21 protein-coding genes are annotated in these 24,209 nt (G+C 39.8%); 3 read left to right on the top strand and 18 right to left on the bottom strand.

From position 1 onward, the window contains the following. Position 1: 1 nt before the first annotated feature. The 13 genes from def to guaB form a co-directional block, all read right to left on the bottom strand. Positions 2-556 (bottom strand): peptide deformylase, encoded by a 555-nt coding sequence (gene def / locus R8N23_RS01955; protein ID WP_318169883.1) that lies wholly within the window; start codon positions 554-556, stop codon positions 2-4. After that, on the bottom strand, positions 553-966 hold the full coding sequence (gene ruvX, locus R8N23_RS01950) for a Holliday junction resolvase RuvX (protein WP_318169882.1): 414 nt from the start codon (positions 964-966) through the stop codon (positions 553-555). Before ruvX ends, def begins: the two co-directional genes overlap by 4 nt. Further along, positions 967-1,704 (bottom strand): iron-sulfur cluster repair di-iron protein, encoded by a 738-nt coding sequence (locus tag R8N23_RS01945; RefSeq protein WP_318169881.1) that lies wholly within the window; start codon positions 1,702-1,704, stop codon positions 967-969. Positions 1,705-1,783: 79 nt separating this feature from the next. Next, a complete protein-coding gene (locus tag R8N23_RS01940; RefSeq protein ID WP_318169880.1) occupies positions 1,784-2,749 on the bottom strand; it encodes a MoxR family ATPase in 966 nt (321 codons plus the stop codon). A gap of 7 nt (positions 2,750-2,756) precedes the next feature. Continuing rightward, positions 2,757-4,103, bottom strand: a complete 1,347-nt coding sequence (locus R8N23_RS01935; protein ID WP_412071619.1) for a peptidylprolyl isomerase — start codon at positions 4,101-4,103, stop codon at positions 2,757-2,759. Then, positions 4,084-4,950, bottom strand: a complete 867-nt coding sequence (locus R8N23_RS01930) for a peptidyl-prolyl cis-trans isomerase (RefSeq protein ID WP_318169878.1) — start codon at positions 4,948-4,950, stop codon at positions 4,084-4,086. The genes R8N23_RS01935 and R8N23_RS01930 overlap by 20 nt, the downstream gene beginning before the upstream one ends. Then, the gene (locus R8N23_RS01925; RefSeq protein ID WP_318169877.1) at positions 4,940-6,901 is read right to left on the bottom strand and encodes a peptidylprolyl isomerase; all 1,962 of its coding nucleotides are present in this window, start codon (positions 6,899-6,901) and stop codon (positions 4,940-4,942) included. The genes R8N23_RS01930 and R8N23_RS01925 overlap by 11 nt, the downstream gene beginning before the upstream one ends. Continuing rightward, positions 6,898-7,317, bottom strand: coding sequence for an ATP-binding protein (locus R8N23_RS01920; protein WP_318169876.1), 420 nt, complete (start codon positions 7,315-7,317; stop codon positions 6,898-6,900). Before R8N23_RS01920 ends, R8N23_RS01925 begins: the two co-directional genes overlap by 4 nt. A 1-nt stretch (position 7,318) precedes the next feature. Then, a complete protein-coding gene (locus tag R8N23_RS01915; protein WP_318169875.1) occupies positions 7,319-7,660 on the bottom strand; it encodes an STAS domain-containing protein in 342 nt (113 codons plus the stop codon). A 1-nt stretch (position 7,661) separates the two neighbouring features. Then, a complete protein-coding gene (locus tag R8N23_RS01910; RefSeq protein WP_318169874.1) occupies positions 7,662-9,716 on the bottom strand; it encodes a GAF domain-containing SpoIIE family protein phosphatase in 2,055 nt (684 codons plus the stop codon). Between the two features lie 193 nt (positions 9,717-9,909). Beyond that, complete coding sequence (locus R8N23_RS01905) at positions 9,910-10,218, bottom strand: type II toxin-antitoxin system RelE/ParE family toxin (RefSeq protein ID WP_318169873.1); 309 nt, start codon at positions 10,216-10,218, stop codon at positions 9,910-9,912. A gap of 3 nt (positions 10,219-10,221) precedes the next feature. Next, positions 10,222-10,464, bottom strand: a complete 243-nt coding sequence (locus tag R8N23_RS01900; RefSeq protein ID WP_318169872.1) for a hypothetical protein — start codon at positions 10,462-10,464, stop codon at positions 10,222-10,224. Between the two features lie 204 nt (positions 10,465-10,668). Then, positions 10,669-12,138 (bottom strand): IMP dehydrogenase, encoded by a 1,470-nt coding sequence (gene guaB, locus R8N23_RS01895; RefSeq protein WP_318169871.1) that lies wholly within the window; start codon positions 12,136-12,138, stop codon positions 10,669-10,671. 188 nt (positions 12,139-12,326) lie between these two features. Here guaB and hemA point away from each other — a divergent pair, with 188 nt between their 5' ends. Further along, entirely contained in the window at positions 12,327-13,607 is a 1,281-nt protein-coding gene (gene hemA, locus R8N23_RS01890; RefSeq protein WP_318169870.1) for a glutamyl-tRNA reductase, read from the top strand. After that, positions 13,604-15,811 carry a WG repeat-containing protein gene (locus tag R8N23_RS01885; protein ID WP_318169869.1) on the top strand — a complete coding sequence of 736 codons (2,208 nt, stop codon included), beginning with the start codon at positions 13,604-13,606 and terminating at the stop codon, positions 15,809-15,811. The genes hemA and R8N23_RS01885 overlap by 4 nt, the downstream gene beginning before the upstream one ends. Here the strand turns inward: R8N23_RS01885 and R8N23_RS01880 are convergent, their stop codons facing one another. Genes R8N23_RS01880 through R8N23_RS01860 form a run of 5 tightly spaced genes read right to left on the bottom strand, consistent with a single transcriptional unit; the run spans position 15,812 to position 23,082 of the window. Continuing rightward, the gene (locus R8N23_RS01880; RefSeq protein ID WP_318169868.1) at positions 15,812-17,080 is read right to left on the bottom strand and encodes a pitrilysin family protein; all 1,269 of its coding nucleotides are present in this window, start codon (positions 17,078-17,080) and stop codon (positions 15,812-15,814) included. Further along, the gene (gene porV / locus R8N23_RS01875) at positions 17,080-18,303 is read right to left on the bottom strand and encodes a type IX secretion system outer membrane channel protein PorV (RefSeq protein WP_318169867.1); all 1,224 of its coding nucleotides are present in this window, start codon (positions 18,301-18,303) and stop codon (positions 17,080-17,082) included. Before porV ends, R8N23_RS01880 begins: the two co-directional genes overlap by 1 nt. Positions 18,304-18,331: 28 nt before the next feature. Continuing rightward, positions 18,332-21,706, bottom strand: coding sequence for a type IX secretion system sortase PorU (gene porU, locus R8N23_RS01870; RefSeq protein WP_318169866.1), 3,375 nt, complete (start codon positions 21,704-21,706; stop codon positions 18,332-18,334). Between the two features lie 39 nt (positions 21,707-21,745). Beyond that, the gene (locus tag R8N23_RS01865) at positions 21,746-22,438 is read right to left on the bottom strand and encodes a CDP-alcohol phosphatidyltransferase family protein (protein ID WP_318169865.1); all 693 of its coding nucleotides are present in this window, start codon (positions 22,436-22,438) and stop codon (positions 21,746-21,748) included. Next, positions 22,435-23,082: an MBL fold metallo-hydrolase gene (locus tag R8N23_RS01860; protein WP_318169864.1), complete on the bottom strand. Its 648-nt coding sequence runs from the start codon at positions 23,080-23,082 to the stop codon at positions 22,435-22,437. The genes R8N23_RS01865 and R8N23_RS01860 overlap by 4 nt, the downstream gene beginning before the upstream one ends. A 57-nt stretch (positions 23,083-23,139) precedes the next feature. Here R8N23_RS01860 and R8N23_RS01855 point away from each other — a divergent pair, with 57 nt between their 5' ends. Further along, a complete protein-coding gene (locus R8N23_RS01855) occupies positions 23,140-24,207 on the top strand; it encodes an FAD-dependent oxidoreductase (protein ID WP_318169863.1) in 1,068 nt (355 codons plus the stop codon). The last annotated feature ends 2 nt before the right edge of the window (positions 24,208-24,209 follow it).

Raw genomic sequence — 24,209 nt, 5'->3', positions numbered from 1 at the left:
CTTATTTCTTAGATGGGAGTTTTATTTTGTAATCGGCATCGCACTTACCTTTAGAAATATTGTTGAGTTTACCTTTCAATACACGTTTTTTGAATGGGCTTAAATAATCCGTAAACAAAATACCATCGATGTGATCATATTCATGCTGAATGATTCGCGCTTTCATGCCATCAAATTCTTCTTCGTGCTCTACGAAATTTTCATCCAGGTAGTTGATTCTTAGTTTCGCATGTCGAGAAATTTCTTCTCTGATACCCGGAATACTCAGGCATCCTTCTTCAAAATTCCATTTGTCCCCATCCTCCCAAACCATTTCAGGGTTGATGAATACCTTCTTGAAATTTTCCATGCCTTCTTCTTCCAAAGGGCTACCATCCACTACAAACATCCGAATAGACTTGCCTATCTGTGGAGCAGCCAATCCTATGCCGCTGGCTTCATACATGGTCTCAAACATATCATCTCTAAGTTTGATCACATCTAGGCTTCCTTCTTCAATCTCATCTGCTTCCCGTTTCAGCACCGGGTCTCCATATACTACAATGGGGTAAATCATAATCTCGATTCTAAATATGACTGCAAAATGATCGCTGCACTCAATTTGTCAACGTTCTCTTTTTTCTGTCTATCCTTCTTTTTCATACCTCCCCTGATCATAGCATCCATAGCTAGTTTACTTGTGAATCGCTCATCCACCTGATGAATTTTATGATCTGGGAAATTCTTCTTCAGCAAATTTATAAAAGACCTTACAGATGCCGTACTATCAGTGTCTTTATTCATCAAATCCTTTGGCATACCAATGACAAACTCGTCAATGCCTTCCGTTTGCTGGTAATTTTTCAGGAAATCAATGGTTTGAAATGTTCGGACAGTTTCTAAGGGAGTAGCAATAATTTGGAGCGGATCCGTGACGGCTAGTCCAATCCGCTTAGTGCCAAAATCAATGGCTAATATTCTACCCATTTAGTTTTGGCTGTAGGTCAGCGTGAGTTTTTCCTTGGCTTGCTTTTCTAGCATCAAGGCTTTTGGAAACAATACATTGTTTTCAATATGAGCGTGTTTGGTAAGCTCATTATCGAATGCTTGCAATTCTTTGAAAATAACCTTTAGCTGTATATCCTCAATGTTTTCCGTATGGTATTCACCTGTAATGCCTCTTATACCTTTCATTTCGTCGTCCGAGTCGCCGTGGTGCAGAGCAAATTTTTGAATTGAAAAGGAATTGATATTGGCCAACACCTTGGCTGAGCTACTCTTACCTAAAACGAAATTTTCTAAGTCGTTAATATATGAAAACAGTCGGTCTTCCTCTTCATAGATGTGATGAATAAAGTCATCCACAAACATGGGTAATACCATTTTGAGATCCTCTATTAGTTCTTGATCAGTGGGCGTTTTTAGCGCGTTGATTTGTCTAAGAATAAATGGCAATCTGTCTTTGATAAAAAGCTCGTGTGCGTGTTTGAGGTAACCTACAATTAATCGAGCAGGAAAGTTGATTAGTTCGGAGGAATCTATGGTGGATCTTTCTTGCGCTCTATCAATCACATCTAGCAATTGACTCAAGTCGATTTTATGATCCTGACAAACCTGATGAAGCGTCTTATTCTTGGACTTATAATACTCCACGCCGAAATAGTCCAACACTTTCGCATAAACGAAATTTTCGTTGATTAATATTTCTATTGATTTATTCTCCATGGGTTCTTAATGCACTATTACAAATATAAAAAAATTGTAAGAGAGCTTAATGTCCATTGATCATTTCAGCTTGAAATTTTTAGAGAATGTCGGTAATAATTTTGCTAGTCGTTACTCCTTCAGCCTCAGCTTTAAAGTTTCTCACAATTCTATGTCTTAAAATTGGCTCGGCTACCATTTTCACATCCTCTATATCAGGCGAATATTTACCGGCCAAAAGTGCGTTGCATTTAGCTCCTTTGATCAGAAATTGAGAAGCTCTTGGTCCTGCCCCCCATTCTAAATAAGATTTGGCTATATCAGATGCTCGCTCAGCATCTGGTCGAGTTTTATGAACGAGGTTCACGGCATACTCAATTACATTATCCGCCACTGGCACCTTATCCACTAGCTTTTGAAATGCTATGATTTGTTTAGCGTCTAGCACGGCCTTCACTTCGCCAATTGCTCCGGCTGCCTCGTTTTTCACAATGTCTATCTCGGACTCATAAGATGGGTAATCCAAATTGATCATAAACATGAACCTGTCCAGCTGAGCTTCTGGCAATGGATATGTACCCTCTTGTTCTATTGGGTTTTGGGTAGCCATTACAAAAAATGGCTCTTCCAGCTTCCACTGCTTGCCTGCTACGGTAACAGAGTACTCCTGCATAGATTCAAGAAGCGCCGCTTGTGTCTTAGGGGGAGTACGATTGATTTCATCTGCCAAAATGATATTTGAAAATATTGGCCCTTTAATAAATTGAAAATTCCTGTCTTTATCCAATGTCTCTGCACCAATAATGTCTGAAGGCATCAGATCCGGAGTAAATTGAATTCTGTTAAAATCTAAGTGAAGTGCCGAAGAAATAGTTCTTATCAGTAGGGTTTTTGCCAAACCTGGTACACCCACCAATAGGGCATGACCTTGACAAAAAATTGATGTAATCAACAATTTGACTACCTCATCCTGCCCTACGATTACTTTTGATATTTCTTCCTTTAGTTTAGTATAGGCCTGATGCAAAGCATCTGCAGCTTCAACCTCTGTCGCATGTTCACTCATATAGACTTTAATTTATCAAAATTTGGCAATTTTCGTATTCAGGGTCCACATGAATATATACTTCGCCCTGAGCATCCTTAAACCACTTTGACATTATTTTGTTTCGTTTGTCTGCGACTGCAGCCGCTCTAATTTTCTGGTAGTCCTGAAGCAAATTGGCCTGATGAGGGGCTACCTTGTCCTTGTACATAAGGATACGTACCGCATCAGTACCATCTCCCATTCTAAATTCCATAGGTCTGGTGATACTTCCTACTGCCATCGTATCAATTGTGAAAAACAAAGTAGGATCTATTTCCTCTACAGAAACTCTCATTGCTCCTGTTGCATCGCTAAAGAAACCACCGTTGCCCGCAGTAAGCTGATCGTCAGAGTGCTCTTTGGCCAGTACTTCAAACCTCATGCTATCTTCAATGACAGAGGTTCGCAAGCTATCCAAAAAGTCTTTGGCTTCTTGGATGTCACTTTCCGTGGATTTAGGAATAATTAATATGTGTCTGGAGCTATAGGTGTTTCCTCTTCTTTCTATCAATTGGATCAAGTGAAAACCAAACTGTGACTCGACTGGTCTGGAAATTTCACCCGGTTTCATACTCAAAGCTGCCGCTTCATATTCAGGAGCTAATTCTCCTCTTTTGAAAAACCCTAACTCACCACCTGCAGGTGCCGAGCCTGGATCTTGAGAGTATTTCTTAGCCAGTTGTCCAAAATCTTCTCCGTTTTCTATTCGCTTTTTCAAATCAAGCATCTGCTTACGAATTTCACCCTTTCTGTTTTCATTCACTTCAGGAATCTTTACGATTTGACCAATCGTCACTTCAGTGGAAAAATAGGGTAAACTGTCTGCAGGGATTTTACTAAAGAATTTTTTGACCTCGCCTGGTGTCACAGACACGTCTTCCCCAATAGTGCCTTGCATTTTTTGCACAATCATTTGTTCTTTGATCTGATCAAAAAGCTCTTCCTTAAATTCTTCAATCGACTTGTTGTAGATCTCTTCTAACCTTTCTTCTGATCCGATCTGCTGGATAAAGTATGACATCCTACGATCAAGATTGCTTTCTACTTCAACATCAAGTACGTAGACAGAGTCAATTTCGGCTTTGGCCACCATCATTTTGTTGATAACCAAAGATTCCAAAATCTGGCACTTTGCATTCCCTTGAGAAAGTTCACCTCTCGACAAAAATTCCAAATAGGCCCTATCAAGCTCAGATTTGAGCACAATGTAATCATCAACTTTAGCGATGATTTTATCAATCACCACACCCTTGTCATCGGACTGTGCTTGAACAAGCCCTACGGTGCCAATCAAAAGCGTTAATATCCCTAACTTAATATATTTCAAATTCATTATTTTCCTTCGCTACTTTGTATACCTCTTCTTCCAATTCCTTTCTTAACTCCACCTTTTTCTTGTTGATCAAAATACTTTCTATGTCATCTTTGATATAGGAAAGTGGTGCAATTTGATCTGATATTTTATAGTCTAATACTCTGATGAAATAGTAGTAACTCGAATCAGAGGTTTCTACAAAACTATTGTTCTTCAAAAACGCTGGCTTTTCTTGAACACTTATCAAAGGAGTATTACTTATTACTTCATCAAAATTGATCCAAAGTTCTGTCTCTAAAGAAGACTTAGAGGCAAACCGATAGCAATAAGACTGGATTTCTTCCAGGTTAGAATCTGGGTAGGACCTAATTAGTTTTCTGAAATTTTCTATCTGGGGAGCTTCTACCGGAACCATAGCAAATAAACATCTCATGATGTTCTGACGAAGGACAAAATTCTCAAATTTTTCGTTGTAGTACCTTTCGATTTCTTCCTCAGAGGTCTCCTTATCCAGACGCTGATTGATGTAGTGCATTTCAAATTCATGTACCATCAATGCATATCTATAGTCAAGTATTTTACGCTCAATCTTTGCCTCGTCAAAATCCAACTCGGTAGATGCTCTTGCAATAGTCAATTGCTTTTTAACCCACGAGTCCACATATTTAGAGACTATCATACTGCTATCGCCTTGATTTCCCCGTGGTACTAAACTGCTGATATCTTCATCATAGAGGTAAATATCATTGACACGAGCGATTTTCACTCGATCATCCACTTCTTCTGTGGTATCTACCTGATAAAGTTGCTCGCAGGATGCTAAAAAGATGCCGAGAACTACAGCTATGTAAGATTTAATTTTCAAATTCTTCTATATATGATTTTAATACCGACCTGTTCAGCTTTAAAGGATATTTCTTACTCAATGTTTTCAACCACTGTTTCTCCAACTCATTCTGATAGTCCGATATCACTAACCCTTTGATGTCTTCCAATGGCTTATATCCATCTGGTTGAAGAGAGACTACTGACCACAAAGTGAAATAGTTTTCCCCTTTTTGAATTGAAGTTCCTACTTCCCAATGCTCATCAAGCCAATCGTTCTTTCCATTCTCAATTTTTTCATCAAAAGTCTGCAAAGTTAATGGTTCTTGGCTATTGAACAGGCTATCCAATTCGGAATTTGATTTATCCAATTGTAGGCTAACACTTTGAAGCACAGTCGAGTCCTTCGAAACAAATCTTCTGACCACCACATGCTCTGCCAATTTATAACTCTTCTTTTTGTTCTTTTCATAAAACCCTTCAAGGCCTACGCTATCTACCATGGCCTTATTCCAAACTTCCTTCTCCATGAGATTGAACAATAAAATTCCGCTGCGGTATTCGTCTAATACCATTTGGTAATCATAGTTATTAGCTTCGATGAGTTTCAGCTCTTCGTCAAAAATGCTCTTTTCTTCGAATTGGTTGTACAGCTGATCAACATAAACTGGAAGAGCAGTCAGCTTGCGCTTCTTTTGCTTTTCTTCAACAAACTCAAAGAAGTCCTCAAGCTTGTATGGCACCTCATTAGTGACAAATAAAGTCTCCTTCAAATCGGCATTAGTTTTTGCATAACTCCAATTGGCATCCAACAAGGTAGAATCAAAGTAGTTGATCAATTGATCACGAACAGCCGGATACTGCTTGAAATTTTGAGACACTTTCAGTTTTGATAATGCCGTAGATTTTTTGTCAGCCGCCCTTGTGTCTCTTGAAATTTTACTTTCAAGGTCAGCTCTCACTTCATCCAAAGGAGGAACTCCTTTTTTATCTATCAACTGTATAATATGCCATCCAAATCGAGTTTGAATCGGCTCAGAAATATCTCCGTTGCTCTTAAGAGAAAAAGCAGCACTTTCAAACTCAGGCACCAAATTGCCAGTCCCAAACCACTGCAGTCTTCCTCCTTGTTTCTTCGTGCGAACATCATCAGAATATAAGCGACACTGCTCATTCCAATCAGCACCAGATTTCAGGTTTTCGTAAATCGATGTGGCCTTATCTTTCGCCGCAATAATGGAAGCACTATCGGGGTTAGATCGAATCATAATGTGAGCGACCAAAACTTCCCCTCGAGCTGCTCTTTTCTCTTTGATTTCAATAATATGATAGCCGAATCTAGTTTTAACCGGCCCCACAATTGAACCTGGCTGATTCTCGTAGACAGCATTTTCAAATGGGTAAACCATTTGCAAAGCCGAAAAGTAACCCAAATAACCACCGTTTTGTTTGGCACTTGGATCATCTGATTCTTTCGCCGCAAGCGTCGCAAAATCCTCTCTGTTAACAATTCGATTTTTTATTTCCAATGCCTTATTGTAGGCCTTCAAAGTATCTTCCGGATTGCCTTGCTCTTCTGACTTGATTAAAATGTGAGCAGCAGAAACCTCTTGTTTCATTCTGGCATATGCCTCCTCTACCATTTCGTCATTCACCTTCGTCTGTGTGAGGTATGGTTCGGCTAATTGCTTCTTGTAAGTCTCAAACTCCTGTTTGAATTCAGACGTTTGGTCTTGGCCAAGGGCCACAGCTTCCTTTACCTTTAGTCTGAATTTAACATACAAATCCAGATATTCAGTCACCTTGACTTTGGCGCTATCAGCAGAAGGTTCATCAGAGTTTTTTAGAAAATAATAATTGAAAACTTTTAAACCGAAAGGCTCATCACCCAATTGAAATAGCGTTTGGTCATCCTGGTTTGGCTGAGCAAAAGATAAAGTGGAGAATGAAACGAGAAGAATTAGAAGTAAAAATCGGGAGGGTTGGATCATTTGTCTTTGGTAAACTTTTTAATCATTCTGCAAATATTCTTATTTTCTTCATTTTTGAACTCTACGGTGTCCATTATATTTTTTACTAGCATAATGCCCAGGCCACCTTTCTTCCTTTTGCGAATGATTTCTTCCAGATTCGGTTCTTTGTAATTGTTGTAATTGAAGCCAATTCCATAATCGATAATTTCAAACAATACGCCATCTTTTCCGTGGTCTTCAATAAACAACTCCAAACACTCAGAAGGATTGCATTTATTCGAATGGATAATCAGATTGGCGCAGACTTCATCTACTGCCAGAATCACCTTATGGGCATCAATTTCGGACAAACCAATATCAGTCAAGACTTCCGCCACAAAGTGCCGGATTTCCTTGAGTCGCTCTCGCTTACAATTGGTTTTAAATTGATGCATTTTATTTGATGGCCTCCAAAGCCTCTTCTTTATCCTTTTTGATTGTAATCAATTGATTCAACCCTAGTATTTCAAACACTTCATTCACTTTAGGTGCCATACCGTAAATGACGAACTGAATTCCTTCGTTTTCCAAGTCTTGAATGATAGACATAAATACGCCCAAACCAGCCGAAGAGATATATTCCAGCTCTGCCAGATCTACGATAATCTTCTTACTAGCCACCATGGCATTCTTCAGTCCTTCTTCTAGATGAATAGAAGATGAAGCATCTACCTCACCACCTATCGAGAGTTGATAGTAAGCTGGGTCGTCATTGATATGATTATCTATTTTTATCATTCTAGTTAAATTTCACAATTAAAAGGGTATAGTCATCATTCAATGATTCCTTACCACAAAACTCATATAGATCGTTGATTATGCCTTCTTGAATAGCACCAGGTGATTGGTCAGCGTGCTTGGTTAGAGCACTTTGTAGTCGATCGAAGCCAAATTGCTCCTTTTTATCGTTGCAGGCTTCTGTGATTCCGTCGGTATACAATACCAGTACGTCCTTGGCCTGATAGGTAAACTCATTTACCTGTACGTATTTATGGAAATTGAAGTTTCTCAATATCCCCAATCCCAATCCTCTATTTTTAAAATATTCTGTTGTTCCCTTTTCTGCACTGTAATATAAGGAAGGACAATGCCCTGCACGTGCGAATTGAACTTTCTTCTTTTTGCTATCTATCACAAAGAAAGAAACGGTGATGAACGACGTACTTTCCAAACATCTGCTTAGTGCATTATTGGCATGCACCAAAAACTCTTTGGGGTCAAGATCCAATTGAACCAAACTCTGAAACACGCCTTTCATTTGCGCCATATGGAATGCAGCGGAAGTTCCTTTCCCAGACACATCACCAATGATTAGGGCGGTACGCTCTTCGTCTAGCTGGTACACATCATAATAGTCACCGCCCACTTCATCCGCCGCTTGAGAATAAGCATGAATATCATACGCTGCGCAAGGTTCTAGTCTTTCGGGGAGCAATTTGTTTTGTACACGGTTGGCAATCTTCAGCTCTTCCTTGTATCGCTCATTGACAATGGCATCGTTGAGAAGTCTGAAGTTCTCCACAGAAATACTCGCCTGATTCACAAAGGTGTCGATGATGTCGACCATTTCTCTATTGAATCCGTCATTCACCTCCTTGAGCAAGGCGAGCACGCCGATCTTTTCTCCTTTTACCGTCACCGGAAATTGGAGAATTGATCGGAAGTTGACGTTTTTCAGATTGGCTGAGATCTTGAGTGACTTAGGGTTTCTATCAAAATCCGAATTCAATATTTTTTTGAAGCGACTATTGTTAACTGCTTTCGTAATAACCGGGATTAATTCCTTATCCAAATTATGGGTCAGCGTGACTTCTACATTCTTGCTCGGGTCTGAAATTTGTAGCCAGGCCGCTTCAGAGTACACGGCACTCACCGAACTATCGAGCAAAATTTCATAGACTTTTTCTTCGCTTTCTCCGGCAGGGATGGATTGGCTCAATCGTTGGAAGTTGACAGCCTCTTCCAGTTTCTTCTCGAACACAGAGGTGGTAGGCAAATTGAACAATATCACCAAAAGCGCGATAACACAATAGATGATTATGAAAGTAATCAACGCCAGTATGAACACACTATCAAGCAGGTCTCTGACTAATTGTACTTTCTCTGAGAAGAACATCAGGGTTTTGAAGAAATACCAGATGTAAATCACCACCAGAAGTACGAAAAGTATACTTCTCCACTTTTGTTTGAAGTTGAGATAAGCGATCCATTTCAAATTGAATGATAGGTATAACCCTATCAAAACCAGAATACCATACACCGCTAGAAAGGCAGGGTCTTGATAATCATGCGAAAAGAGATCGAAAATCAAAGTACCCAGTAAGGCATATTCATATAGCTGCCAGGTAGCCAGCAATGTCTTCGACTTTTGATAGAGAATCAGCCTTTTCCAAACGATAAAAGTGGAAACCAGAAAGGCAATGACCAGCCCAATATTGACATGGTAAAGGAAATTAATGACTAGCGTATTGCTTCCTACTTTACTAGAGGCAAATACTGTGAAGAAAAACTCTATGCAAAGGGTGACTACGGTTGCGATCAACCCTGATACAAAAACCCGCCAGAGTAAATCCACAAAATTGACACTCTCTGCCTGTCCAATATTGAACCTATAAAATAAGATGAGTGAGATGATGAACATCGTCAGCATCGCATTGGATACAAAAGGAGGGAACCCAAAAGCAATGCCGTTGAGCTCACTGAATAGCGCCATCAGGTCCACTATGGTGAATAGCGACCAGAATATAATCCCAAGGATTACGCTTAATCTAATGATGCCCTTTTGTGAAATCATTCAATGAGTTGATAACCGAGGCAATTTAGTAAAAGTTAATCAACCGTCATTACCCGATTGACGAGCAGAGTCGCAAAATTTCAGTCAGGTCTATAAGGCATTTCGGGTAATCTATTGCGGTGGGATTGGGAGTAAGGACATTTATTTCGTCTTCCTCGGAAACGAGAGCGAGACGAATTATTGAAACTGAACGTTAAACATTTCTTTTCAATATTGAATCAGGGTCTTGACGTGTACTAAATACGTCAGTGGTATAGATTTTATCCTTTTCAATTCGATAAATAATTTTGAAATGGAGGGCTAAAATATAACGATGATCTTTACCTAACTCCTGAAGCTCTTCAACCAATCTTCCTCTTTTAGAAAATTTATTTAGACTTTGGGTCGTTTCAATAATTTGATTTGCAATGTCAACGGCTTTCTCTTGTGAAGCGACTTCTAAGTAATAATCGTGGATTGATTTTAGGCAAGATTTTGCCCAAAATGTGAAAACAACAGTCACTTGCTACCAACTCTTGATTTCTTTTTGAAGTGCCTTTGCGCTCTGGGTTCTTTTGGCGATAATATCTTCTTCTGAGGTATTGGCACGCTTTAAAAGCTCGTTTTGACCGATTTGAGATCCATCAAGGTGATAGGCTTTTTTACTTGAATATTCAGATTCAACTAAGTCTAATACCATTTCTAATGTACGCTCATCTGCTTGATCTACATACTTATGTACCGTTTTTCTTAAATCTGATTTGCTCATCGTATTGCTCTTTTATCAAAGTTAACGAATTGACAGGAATTGTGTTAGCGCACTAAGTCTTAATGAATCGCTCGGAGGTAAGATCCGAGCTAGAAAGTTAGCCCAAACCTTATAGGTTTTCAAAAACCTATAAGGTTTACTCTAATAAAAAACCCCAGCCTCTAATAGAAACTGGGGTTCGAAATTTTCTTCAAAAGAAATTGATTACCTACTATAATTCGGCGCTTCTCTCGTGATCTGGATATCGTGAGGGTGAGACTCTGCCATTCCAGCACCAGTGATTTTTACGAATTTACCTTTCTTCAATCCTTCAACCGTAGAGGCACCTGCATAGCCCATACCCGCTTTCAATCCACCTGTTAGTTGGTAAAGTACTTCAGCCACCATGCCTTTGTACGGCACTCGACCTACGATACCTTCTGGCACTAATTTTTTCACGTCGTCCTCAGCATCCTGGAAGTAGCGATCTTTAGATCCGTCTTCCATCGCTTCTACAGATCCCATACCTCTATAAGTCTTGAACTTTCTGCCTTCATAAATGATCACCTCACCTGGCGCTTCTTCAGTACCACCCAGCAACGAACCAATCATGATACAGTTGGCTCCGGCTACGATGGCCTTCACAAAGTCGCCGGAGAATCGAATCCCACCATCTGCGATAATAGGAATCCCTCTGCCTTCCACAGCTTTGGCTGCTTCGTACACTGCCGACAACTGTGGCATACCTACACCCGCAATAATTCTAGTCGTACAAATACTACCTGGTCCTACACCTACTTTGATCGCATCCGCTCCTGCATCTGCCAAGGCTACCGCGGCTTCAGCAGTCGCAATGTTGCCTACAATTACATCTAAATCTGGGTAAGCTTTTTTGATTGTTTTGCACGTATCAATTACCCCTTTTGAGTGACCATGAGCCGTATCAATAGACACCACATCTACACCTGCTTCGATTAATTTTTGGATTCTATCTTTGATATCTGGTGTCACACCTACGGCTGCACCTACTCTCAGCCTGCCAAATTCATCCTTACATGCATTAGGCTTGTCCTTATTCTTTAGGATATCCTTGTAGGTAATGAGACCAGTCATCTTTCCAGCGTCATTTACGATTGGCAATTTTTCGATTTTGTATTCTTGCAGAATTTCTTCAGCACCCTCTAATCCGATACCATCTTTGGCGGTGATCAGATTGTCCTTGGTCATGATCTCCTGGATCAACTGCTTTTTGTTCTTTTGGAATCTCAAGTCACGGTTCGTGATGATACCTACTAATGTCTTGTCCTTGTCTATCACCGGAATGCCACCAATCTTATGCTCCTTCATCGCTGCCAAGGCGTCGCCAACAGTAGCATCGCCATGTAGTGTAACAGGATCGAGGATCATTCCACTTTGAGATCTCTTGACTTTACGAACCTGAGCAGCCTGCTGCTCTATGGTCATATTCTTGTGAATAAAGCCGATGCCACCTTCCAACGCCATGGCAATTGCCAAGTCAGATTCTGTAACGGTGTCCATCGCCGCAGAGACCAAAGGAATGTTTAATTTGATGTTTTTGGTGAGATAAGTACTCGTGTCTGTATCTCTTGGTAAAACTTCTGAATAACCTGGGAGTAGAAGCACGTCGTCGTAGGTGAGCGCCTCAAAAACCAATTTAGAACTGTCGAAATGCATGTGCAAATAAGTGTTTTTATTTGCCGTGCAAAACTAGGGTCAAAAATGTTATGAATAAGCATGAACTGATAGATTATTTTTTCTGTTGATGTATTTATTTATATAGATTCTAAATAAGGGCTGACATGATTCTCGTCATATAAAATATTTCTTTTTGGGTTAATTTTGCCAGTTCGAATAGTAAGTGTATGCACAATCAATTCAAGGCGGTCAGTTTATCTTATAAAAACACGCCAGTTGACGTACGGGAAATGGTAGCATTCGATGAAGCGCAAAGCAAGCAGCTTCTCGAATTGATAGAAGATTATGCGGATATATCTGAAGCACTGATTATCTCTACCTGTAATCGCACCGAAGTATATTATTCTTCTCCTTCGGATCAATATGAAACAATCATCAAATTGATCGGCGTAGCCAAAGGCATTTCCAACATTTCAGAATACAAAAAATATTTCTCCAATCTCAGTGAGCACAGACAAGCAGTGCAACACCTGTTTAATGTTTCGATAGGATTGGAGGCACAGGTCGTTGGTGATTTGCAAATTATCAACCAAATCAAATCAGCCTACCAGTTAGCTGCTGATCAAAATATTGTAGGACCTTTCCTACACCGATTACTTCATACCATTTTCTTCACCAACAAGCGCGTGGTACAGGAGACCGCTTTCAGAGATGGCGCCGCTTCTGTTTCTTACGCGACCGTTGAACTTATCGATGAATTGACTTCGGCACATGAAAAGCCAAACATTTTGGTGCTCGGCCTTGGTGAAATCGGAGAAGACGTGGTTCGAAACCTTGAACACATCGCAGAGAAAGAAGTAGTGATCTGCAACCGAAGCATCGAAAAGGCTAATGCCTTGGCAACCGAGTTCGGATTTACGGTTATGCCATTTGAAAATCACCAACAAGCTCTTTTAGATGCTGATGTGATTATCTCTTCGGTTCGAGTAGACCAACCATTGATAACTAAAAACACCTTTGAAGATCATAAGATCTTGAGTCATAAATATCTTTTTGATTTGTCTATGCCAAGAAGCATTGACCAGCACATTGAAGAGATTAATGGTCTGTTACTATACAACATTGATGGCATCCAGGCGAAAGCTACTGAAGCACTCGACAGAAGATTGGCTGCGATTCCTGATGTGAAGGCAATTATTGGCGAAGCGATTAATGAGTTTGGGAGCTGGTCTAAAGAAATGGAAGTTTCTCCAGTGATCAATAAACTCAAGAATGCTTTAGAAGAAATTCGTCAGAACGAAATGGCTCGTTACTTGAAAAAGGCCAATGACGCTGAAACCAAGTTACTTGAGACAGCCACTAAAAACATGATGAATAAAATCATCAAGCTGCCAGTGTTACAATTGAAAGCGGCATGTCAAAGAGGTGAAGCTGATTCATTGATAGAAGTACTCAACGACTTATTTAACCTGGAAGAACAGTCGGAAAAAATCAAATCCAAAGGGTGAGAATAAAACAGTATCCCACCTATTTAATAACCTTCCTCTTCATCGCTTTCTTACAATTTCAAACAGAAATTGTGCTAAGCCAATCTCCCATTGACATTTATAAAGAGGGAGAAAAGGTTGGTTTAAAAGACGAAAATGGAGAAATTCTTATTCCAGCCCAATACAATCAGCTAGGTTGGAGTAAAGGATTAAATGTTCCCGTTAATTCAGTTATTGGATATAAGAAAGAACACTGGGGACTAATAACCATTAAGAATAAGGTTATCACTAGCCCAAGGTACTACTCACTCGAGGCCTTTCATAGAAATCTTATCATAGCTTCCATAAAAGGAAAGTTTTCAAATGAACTGTTCTTTGGTGTAATAAATTTCAAAGGAGAAGTGGTTGTGGATTTCAAATATCACTCGATCAAACCACTTCAAGATTTATTAATCGTATCGGAAAGGAAAAGAGGCAAATCCTACTATGGCCTTCTTTCTCAGCAAGGGAAAAAACTACTTCCTACAGACTTCGTCCGTATTGCCTATTTCAAAGACGACCTGTTCGTATTTACCAATGAAAAAAAGAAAAATGGTATAATTAACAAAAATGGTCTCATCAAGATAGAGGCTTCACTGGATAGTATAGCACCTGCTTCGGATCACTATTCATTGATTATAAAAGCTGGAAAAGTAGGAGCGATTGATTCAGCAGGAACGATTCTTCACAAAGCTGAATTTAAAAGTATTCCTTCGCTCAATCAAACAGAGGAGTTCAAACATTTTCAAATATTTGATGCTAATCACTCTTTGCTGAAAGACTTTTATTGCGACTCTATTTTTGAAATCTCTTCTGATCTAATGGTCGTAAGTCGCAACGGGTTTTCTGAGATTTTAAATAGAGACTTTGAAATGGTGTACCGTGGTCAATCTCTGAAACAGCTTTCCGCATTTCGAAAGAATGTGATTGTAAAAAATGGTGTCTATAGAATCATCAAATACAATGGCGAGCAGGTAAACAAAAGCGGTTTTGACACCTTGATCTTCGACGCCAATTATATATACGCCTCTGCTGGAGATGGATGGAACATCATCAACAAATTTGGATCGAATATATCCTCTTTACAATTTGATAGTCTCTTGGCCAACAGTAATAATTTGATTCCAGTAAAACGAAATGACTACTGGGGGTACATTGATCATTCGGGAAAAATGGCCATCCCAGCCAAATTTGATGAAGCAGGTCTTTTTATAGGAAATATTGCTCGTGTGAACTATCTAGGGTCCAAAAGAATCATTAACCAATTTGGAGAGTTCATTGGCGAATATGAATACGATCGTGTGACTATTCAAAAGTCAAATACCGCTTTGGTGACTAAACGCGGACGCACCGACCTCATCAATTACCGGGGGAAAATTCTTTTCCAGACCTACAACCACCTACGACCTAACCCTTTTGGTTATTCCGAAACGACTGAAGAAGGTAAGGTAGGGCTTGTTTCACCTTTAGGTGAAATCATCCTTCATCCCGAATATGACAGTATTTCCAAGCCGCTGAGTAAGCGGTTTGCCGTAGTCACTCAAGGTAATCAGGTCGGACTTATCAATTCCAAAGGCTTTTGGATTATCCCATTATCAGAAGACATTCAGGAAATATGTCATGAGGGTGAGGGATTCATTAGCATCAAAAAAAATGGGCAGTACGGGTTTGTTGATTTTGGACAGCGACTACTCATCGCCAATAGATACGAAAAAACTAAACCGTTCACTTCTGATTTGGCTGCGGTCTCTCTCAATGACAAATGGGGGTTTATTGACAAGAAAGAAAAGCTAGTCATTCAACCTACTTATGATCAGGTAACATCATTTAAAAATGGTATTTCTCTAGTCCGAAGGGATGGGAAAATTGGAGCTATAGATCATACCGGTAGTGTAAAAATCAAAATTGAATTTGATTCAATCCATATCACAACGCATGATTTTTTACTAGGTAATAAGAATGGAAAACTTGGACTCTTCAATCAGTTTGGAGACCCATTACTTCAACCATCTTATACCCATATTCAACCTACTATGGATGGTCATTTTATTGTTGAACGTCGAGGGTTGTACGGCTTGATTGACTCCTCTGGCCGGTACAGCATTCCATTAAGGTATTTCAGTATTAATGAAATATCCAATGGGCGATACATCTGTTTGAAAACAGGATCAGAAGAAGTGGAATAACTACTGATTCAAACCAACGATCGCAGTATAGGCCTTGCTGGCATTAAAATATTTCTCTGTCGCCTTTTTGATTGAATCCTCATTCACACCCCTTAGGGCTTCAAAATACCGATCATAATAGGATATATCTAAGCCGGCTTCTTCAATTTTTTTGAATTTACCCATCAGCTGAAAGGGTGTGCCTAGTGATGATAAAAAAGAGCCTGCCAAATAATTGGTTAGTGTTTCAATCTCTTCTCCAGGAATCGGTTCATTCAACAATTTGTCGATCTCTGCCTTAATTTCAGCGAAAGTGTCTTTAGTATGCGCGGCTACTACATCTCCAGCAATCATCCCAAAAGAGCTGTGCTTGAGATGGACAGGATAGGCATGAATGCCATAGGTATATCCCTTGTCCTCCCGTATATTTTTCATCAGCCTCGATCCAAAGTACCCTCCTAATAAACTATTTGTGATTTGATAATCAAAGTAATTCTCGTCATTCCGATCAGGAATCAACCATGCCATCCTGATAGACGATTGCATGCTACCCTCTCGTTCTACATATATATCTCGAGTGGATGATTCAAAATCAATCACTTTTTTTACTGGCTCATTGGACTTAGGAAATACAATGTTTTTTTCAACCAAACTCACCAAACGATCACTGACTTGGCCAGAGAGATAAATTTTAGGGTTGTGAAATAGTCGGTCTGAATAATATTGTTTTATGTCAGTGAGCTGTATTCTATCAATGTCATCCACTCCAAGTCCCTGCCCATAGCTAAATTGTGCACCATAGATGGCTTCTCGTAGTTTTTTGGAAGCAAACAAATTGCTCTTGTTGTCATTTAGAGTAATCTGATCTTTTCGGTTTGATTTTAGTATTTCAAACTCACGCTCTGGAAAAATGGACTCAATGATGATCTCATTGAGCAAGGCAATGACTTGATCAAAATTTCTTTGCAAACCGTAGACAGCGATAGATACATCATCAAAGCCTGGATTGATTTCTAAAAAAGCACCAAGTTGTTCAAACCCCTCAGTGATTTGGCGTGCCGTTTTTTTGCTCGTTCCTTCAGCTAACATTTTGGCTGTGAGCCAGGAGGTAGCTTTCTGAGTTTCGAACCAAATCCCAGATTCGAATACAAGCTCAACTTTAACAACAGGCTGATCACCAGCACTAAGCCAAAACAGAGAAACTCCTGAATCAAATGTTTGTCGATTAACTTTTGGTAGCCCACCGAATACAATTTCTCCTGCCGGTGGGGCAATGGTTCTATCTAGCATTAATTGACTGTAGTATCTTGTACTTCCGCCTTTTCAAAATTGAAAAGTAAAGAGAATCTTACCGTTTCTGCCAGCGGGTGATTGTTGTCCCCTGGTACTAAGTAGGAAAAGTCAATTCCAAATTTCTGGTATCTGAACCCGAGACCCAAAGTGAGGTATTGTCTGCCTCCTTTGTTTTGATTTTCGTAAAAGTAGCCGAGACGAGCTGCGAATAGTTCTTTGTACCAGTATTCTACACCTGTAGCAATCATAATCTCCTGCATTTCCTCAGAAAAACCATTTGGCGCATCGCTAAATGATCCGAACATACCTGCCAATAGATTTCTATTTGGGTCTTTCCCTTTGAAAATTACCTGATCACCGTTGTTGTCTACTACCGGCTCTCCCGTATCCGGGTCTACTGCATAGATGGGAGGAGTTGGAACCATCAATTTGTTCAAATCCAAAGCAAAGGTCAGTGAGTTATAAGCATCCAAGCCTACTTTCAAGGCCGTACCAACCCTCAGGTTAATTGGAATAAAATCAGCCTCACTTTCATTGCTATAAGTTACTTTTTGTCCAATATTGGTAATAGCAGCTCCAAATGAAATCTCTGAGTCCTTACCACTGATTACAATAGGGTTGGTATAATAAAAGCCCAAATCCACAGCGAAACTCTTTCCTGGTTTAGCAGCTCCTGTCACACTCCCGATGAGGTTCGACCAGATATATCTGGCAGTCACTCCGATACCGATCTTTTCTGTTAGCTTTCTTGAGTAAGTGGCATCAAAAGCCATTTCTCTTGGGTTTTCAACACCCAAAGCATTTCCTGAATTATCGGTCAATTGAATCTCTCCCAGATCAAAGTATCTCATAGAAACTCCTATGGTTTGAATTCGATCCAATTTGTAGTATCCAGAGAGGTAAGAGAGAGACATATCTCCCACTATATTTTTCAGCCAAGGCGCATATGAGAGCGAGACACCATAGTCCTTATCAATAAATGCCAATTTTCCATTGTTCCAATGCACACTATTGGCATCCGGTGAGGTCGCTACTCCTGCATCTCCCATGCCGGATGCCCTTGAGTCTGGGGCAAAACTGACAAATGGTACTGCAGTGGTAATCACTCGTGATCCCTCCTGTCCGGCTAAATCATCCAAATTTATTTGTCCAAACACAACTAGGCTAGGTAGTGAAAGGAAGGCGGTTATAAAAATCCTTTTAATTGTTGTCGTTGTCATAGATTAAAAATTAACGTGCGCAAGATAGCTAATTCATGATTACTATCCTTCTAAACACTTCTCCAGAAGAATTATCTATCTGGCTTTGTACTTTGAGCCTATAAATATATATCCCTTTTCTAACTCTATCTGCACCTGGACTATTCAAGTTCCAGTCAAGCTGAAGTGTATTTTCAGAAACATTATCAAAACGATAAATTCGGGTATATATTTCTTGCCCTTGCATATCTGTAATAGTGAGAAAAACTCGAAGGTCTTCACCCAATCTGTCATGCACAAACCTGATAGTGGTTTTTTCCTCAGCTGGCATTACAGGATTTGGGTAGTTAAGTACTTCAGTCAATTTTATTCCATTTTCTTCTGTAATGAAAAATTCTATTGTTTGACTTGTAGAGTTGTTAAATATATCTGAAGCCTCAATGGTCAGTTCATGTCTACCCGCCTCAAGATTATCCAAAGGATAAGTAATCCAACCTTCTTGATAGGTGTCAAGAGTCGCCTCATAATATTCATTTAACACCCTCGCTTCCGAACCATCCAGATAGAGTAAGAGTTCGTTTCCAAAACCAGCATTTGAAATGTTAATCCCGCTTTCGTCGGTCAGTTTTGTAAGCAATAAAGGAGAAGCGCCAACAGTTTCTCCTGACTGAAAGGTACTGTCGTTAAGATATATGTCGATCTCTGGGGGTGTTTGGTCGGTATTGGCGGACTTTTCCGATCCTCCTACAATCACTTCAGAAAATGCGCCATGGGCATCTATTGTAGATAAATGGTTCAGTGCATAAAAGCTAAGTTTGCCTTCTCCGAAAGAGTAATTAATGTTTTTGGGGACTATAAACTCAATGTTGAACTCCCCTTCGGTGACCGTCGCTCGGCCCTGAAAAAGAAGCACATCTCTGATTCCAAAAATCTCTTTGGTCGACTCATCACCCAATGTCTGAAAACTAGCTGGTTTATCGTATGCTGTCAACGTCACCTCACCACTAAATTTTGGATCACGAACCCCATTTGATTGAACCTCTCCGGTGATTTGATATTTTCCGAAAGCTCTCAAAGTATCTAACTGGTCAATGGGCTTTCCGTTGATTGACTTCAAGCTTATCGTTTGCTCTGGGTAGACAACTCTCATCATCGGATCTCCAAGCAGCGCATAATTTCTATTGCCTGCACCTACGAGGCTATTGTTTTTAGTTTCACGCATAATATCTCCCAACCTTTTGAATTTACCATCTACCTTTTCCATTGCCGAGAAATAAAATGCCTCATTAATCTGATAGTTGGTATTCGAAAATACAGGTCTTGTGGCGGTAATCAATGCGGCTGATCCACCATAAGGAAGTAGTACCATTTTTTCACCTCCAGAGACTCGATTGGGGTCGTCATAATTGCCAAACTGACAAGTAGCGGTTATGAACAATGACATCACTATGTTATTGCTCAAATCATTGATCATGAATTCATTAAAAATATCTTCATGGGTCAACTGTCCTTCATTGCCGTGGCCTGTAAAATTCACAATCAAATTGCCTTGGGATATAGCCTTCAAAAAAGCATCAGAGGCCTCCGGAGACCTATTCTGTTCTTGAGGATAAGCGTCAAGGTATAATTTGTTTACATTCAGCTCTGTTCTTGTGGTATCCACAAATTCAGCCATTTTTTCAGCGTCTTGTTGATGGATATTGTTGTCGCCATCATCTGCGATGAAGGTCATTTTATTTCTCCATTTACCATAACCTAAGCGATTGGTCTGATAGCGAATCAACTTGTTTACTACCCCTTCTCCTTCTTCATTTGTTTGAATAGGAATACGCCCAACTCCAATTTCCATCGTATGATCACCAGCTGAAGTCTCTACCCACTCGCCCTCATCAGCTTCCATAAATCCAAAATAGTCATCTGAAGAATAACTCCACAGCCTATGCAAAGAGTTTCTAGACTCGTACACAGGAACAAAATTGGTAGAATTGATGCTTCTATCTTTATAATCGAATGAACAATCACCAAACATCAAGACATACTTGAGTTCGCCATATTTTTCATATTGGTATCTAATGAAATCACGAATGGCTGTCACATCCTGTGCTCCGCTTGAAAATTCATTAAATATCTGATGCACAGTAACCACTTCAACCAGCAGCCCATCATGGGCTAACCTGAAATCAGCCAGTTTTCTTGCTGAAGGTAGAAAATTATCATGAGTGATAATGATACCATCTGCCGATGGTAAACCATGTAGGTTTTGAGTGGATATAGGCTTACTTAATAATGGGGTTATTTCCTGCCCTTCATTAAACGCTAAAAAGTGATCTGTATCTGTTGTCGTCCCGAAAGATAAATCGCTACTACCAGATTCTGCAATTACCTTTTTTACTCCAGTCGGATCAGAAATATCCCAAATTCTACTGGATGCCGTTGTACCTGACACGCTAAAAGCCTGGTCACTGGATGTTTTAAACCAATTCAAAACGCCAGAAGACAAATCCAATTTCTTTTCATAAAGCAGATGTGCATAATCCACATAACCATCACTAACACCAGGTTCATTAAATGTCAATTGCAGAGAAAGGCCATCCAAATTATTTATTGATGTGCTGTTGATACTTAAGGTATCGTTTTTAGTATCGGCTTGAGTCACATAAGTTCCAGATGAAATAGGATCCATCACAATGGAGCCTAAACTTTGTCCATTCAAAGACAAGTCGAATGAAGAAGCCTCTGTGGATCTGGACATTACCCCCATATAAAGTGTAATATCAGAACCACCCACGATTCCATCAGCTGAATATCCAATGGTTTGGGTTCTTTCTGAGGTTGTAAAGCGCTCACCAAACCAATGACGACCCGAGCTAATTATTGTGTTTGTCTCTAGTTCATGTGCTTGAAGTTGAAGGTAAGTGTTTGATACCGTAGCTCCATTTACTGGAAGGCTGGTTTCTGCAATTCTTTTCCCATTCGATTCTTGAATCGTTAGAAAATAAAAAGCCGTGTCACTGTAGACATTTCTTTCGAACTGAAAAGTATCAGATGAGGAATCAAAACTAAAGTGGTCAGATGATTTACCATAAAAAAGTAGGTAGTCTCCTGCATCAAACTTCCCATCGGATTCACCAACAATCAAAATGCTATTTTCAACGAGGTCATTAGGTCTGGGTCCATCATTGGCCTGAGGAAGCATGCCATTATAAGCGTTTCCATAAATAGCTAGCTTTCTTGGATCGATGCTACTCGGGTCCAATCCCATCTCGGTCAGAAAGGTATGATCTATTTTATAAGGACCATCTTCAATCACAGCTAGTTTGAACCACTCTCCATTGGATAGTACCGAGGTATTTTGCCCTACCACATCCGGTGTAATAGATAACAAAAGCAAAACTGCCGATATGATATGTACTTTCCTTTTCAACCTATTCCTGTCAAATCCACTGGTGGGTACTTTTGTTCCTTATGCTTTTGGCGACATCAGGTGTGCAATTACTGAACCAATTATATACATGACAATAATTAATGGTACAGCCACTAACTGAAATACAATTCCCATCACCAAACTCAGTAATAAAAAGCTATACTTTGCTTCGTTACCCTTCCATCCATATTTACTAAACTTAAAAGCCAGCATGGGAATGTCAGCTACCAGAAGAAAGGAAGTGGTAAAGGTAATTCCCACTAATGCCATCCAATTGTTAACTATATCATACCAAAAGCCCTCTGTTGCCAAATAAGCTAACGAAATAATCAAAAAAGCATTAGCTGGAGTGGGTAGACCATAAAATCGATCAGATTGACGCTCATCATTGTTGAACTTGGCCAATCGAAGTCCCGACATCACCGCTATTAAAATGGCGGTATATTTCCAAGGCGTATCTGGCGCACTGATTTGCAATAATTGATACATGACTAGCGCAGGAACTACCCCAAACGAAACCATATCAGCCAACGAATCCAAGTCTTTGCCAATGTTTGAAGTGGACTTTAGCAGACGGGCGGAAAACCCATCAAAAAAGTCTACTACCCCCGATAAGAGCGTGTAATAAATAACATTCTCCAACCTCCCTTCAAATATCTCCACGATAGCAAAGCAGCCAAAAGCCAAATTGAGACTCGTGAGGGCGTTGGGAGTGAAATTTCGAATGCTCATCTGGATAGGGCGCAAAATGGATTGGAGACTTTTTCTTTTCCTACGGTTGTGGTTCCTCCATGTCCAGGATACACTACGGTTTCATCTTCAAGTGCGAATACCTTCTCATGGATACTTTTAATAAGTGTATCAAAATCTCCTCCTGGCAAATCTGTACGCCCAATGCTTCCATCAAAAAGTACATCTCCACCGATGCAAATATTTTGTTCTTGGTTTACCAAAACGACATGGCCTGGTGCATGACCCGGTGTAAAAAAGATATCCAGGGTAGAATTGCCAAACTTTATCTGATCTCCCTCATCAAAGAACTCTTCTGCTTCGGTGTTTTCAAAATTCTGAAATCCATAAGCTGGCGCATAAACTTCCACAGATTTTAGTGTGGCTTCGTCTTCCTTATGAATCGTCAAAGTCACACCGTATTTTTTCTTTACAAAAGCATTACCAAAAACATGATCAATATGGCAATGCGTATTGATGAGTTTGACGACCTTAAGTTCATTCGTTTCAATGAAGTCTGTCAGTTCATCCTTTTCGGCCTGTTCATAACATCCCGGATCGATAATAATCGCTTCTTTGGTTTCATCATACAACACATAGGTATTCTCCATGAAGGGATTGAAAACAAAATTCTGAATTTGGATCATATTTTATAATAGTAAGTCCGCAATTTTGTAGGATTATTGCTCAATCGCAAATATAACATGTACGACTACTTAATCATCGGTCATGGTCTGGCAGGAGCCATACTTTCCCAAAGATTGCTCGAAAGGGGGCAAAAAATCATGGTATTGGATCAACCGGACCAGAATCATTCCTCGGCTGTAGCCGCAGGTATATTCAATCCAATCACCGGCCGAAAGATGTTTAAAACCTGGAAGGCTGATGAGTTATTTCCTGAACTGCTCAATTTTTATCCACAACTGGAAGGTAAATTGGTGTCCAAATTTTTTCATCCTATTGGAGTGTACCGTCCATACTTCGCCATAGATGATCAAAACGACTGGGAAGCCAAAAAATCAGATGAAAAATTCAACCACTATATTGACAAAACAGCTACCACTCACATAGATGCACACCAGCTACATGACCAATATGGAGGGTTGTTTTTAAAGCAAGCCGGTTATGTGAATATCCTCAATCTTCTAAAGGCCAATAAAAACTATTTGATCGATAAGGGTAGTTATCAGGAAACAATGTTTTATGAACAGGATTTGAAGAGCCATTCTGATCACTTTTCATTCAGTGATTTGAAATTCAAGAAAATAATATTCTGTAATGGGATCATGGCTCATCAATCCGAATGGTTTCGATGGTTACCATTTCATCCAGTAAAGGGCGAAATAATGGACATCGAAATGGATAAAAGGCCAAAGACTATCTATAATCGAGGAGTCTTCATTTTACCATTTGAAAATCAGAACATCAGGGTAGGTTCTACCTATAAGCATCAGTTTGATGATATGGAACCTACTGAAGCCGGACAAAATGAATTGAAAGAGAAATTGAGCGGGTTGCTAAACGAAACATATCAAGTAACGGAAAGAAGGGCAGGGATAAGGCCAGCCACAAAAGATCGCCGACCATTCATTGGAAAACATCCAGATAATGAACATATTTATGTCTTTAATGGTTTTGGTTCTAAGGGTGTTTCTTTAATCCCAGAGTGTTCAAAACTATTCACGGCCTATTTGTTGGATGGAGAGGTGCTAGATACTGAAATTGATATAAGTCGTTATTACTCATACTATTCGACAGAACCCAAAAATTAACT

Origin of the sequence: Reichenbachiella sp. (assembly GCF_033344935.1) — a bacterium.
Lineage (GTDB): Bacteria > Bacteroidota > Bacteroidia > Cytophagales > Cyclobacteriaceae > Reichenbachiella.
The sequence above is the reverse complement of the archived record's forward strand: the minus strand, read 5'-3'. Positions and strand labels throughout refer to the sequence as shown.

Coding starts and splice junctions, on each gene's coding strand:
- R8N23_RS01915 (WP_318169875.1), bottom strand. CDS start 7,660: ATGATAAAAATAGATAATCATATCAATGACGACCCAGCTTACTATCAA.
- R8N23_RS01940 (WP_318169880.1), bottom strand. CDS start 2,749: ATGAGTGAACATGCGACAGAGGTTGAAGCTGCAGATGCTTTGCATCAG.
- hemA (WP_318169870.1), top strand. CDS start 12,327: ATGCACAATCAATTCAAGGCGGTCAGTTTATCTTATAAAAACACGCCA.
- R8N23_RS01900 (WP_318169872.1), bottom strand. CDS start 10,464: ATGAGCAAATCAGATTTAAGAAAAACGGTACATAAGTATGTAGATCAA.
- R8N23_RS01865 (WP_318169865.1), bottom strand. CDS start 22,438: ATGAGCATTCGAAATTTCACTCCCAACGCCCTCACGAGTCTCAATTTG.
- R8N23_RS01860 (WP_318169864.1), bottom strand. CDS start 23,082: ATGATCCAAATTCAGAATTTTGTTTTCAATCCCTTCATGGAGAATACC.
- guaB (WP_318169871.1), bottom strand. CDS start 12,138: ATGCATTTCGACAGTTCTAAATTGGTTTTTGAGGCGCTCACCTACGAC.
- R8N23_RS01945 (WP_318169881.1), bottom strand. CDS start 1,704: ATGGAGAATAAATCAATAGAAATATTAATCAACGAAAATTTCGTTTAT.
- R8N23_RS01935 (WP_412071619.1), bottom strand. CDS start 4,103: ATGAATTTGAAATATATTAAGTTAGGGATATTAACGCTTTTGATTGGC.
- R8N23_RS01920 (WP_318169876.1), bottom strand. CDS start 7,317: ATGCATCAATTTAAAACCAATTGTAAGCGAGAGCGACTCAAGGAAATC.
- R8N23_RS01880 (WP_318169868.1), bottom strand. CDS start 17,080: ATGCTAGATAGAACCATTGCCCCACCGGCAGGAGAAATTGTATTCGGT.
- R8N23_RS01925 (WP_318169877.1), bottom strand. CDS start 6,901: ATGATCCAACCCTCCCGATTTTTACTTCTAATTCTTCTCGTTTCATTC.
- R8N23_RS01855 (WP_318169863.1), top strand. CDS start 23,140: ATGTACGACTACTTAATCATCGGTCATGGTCTGGCAGGAGCCATACTT.
- ruvX (WP_318169882.1), bottom strand. CDS start 966: ATGGGTAGAATATTAGCCATTGATTTTGGCACTAAGCGGATTGGACTA.
- porV (WP_318169867.1), bottom strand. CDS start 18,303: ATGACAACGACAACAATTAAAAGGATTTTTATAACCGCCTTCCTTTCA.
- R8N23_RS01910 (WP_318169874.1), bottom strand. CDS start 9,716: ATGATTTCACAAAAGGGCATCATTAGATTAAGCGTAATCCTTGGGATT.
- def (WP_318169883.1), bottom strand. CDS start 556: ATGATTTACCCCATTGTAGTATATGGAGACCCGGTGCTGAAACGGGAA.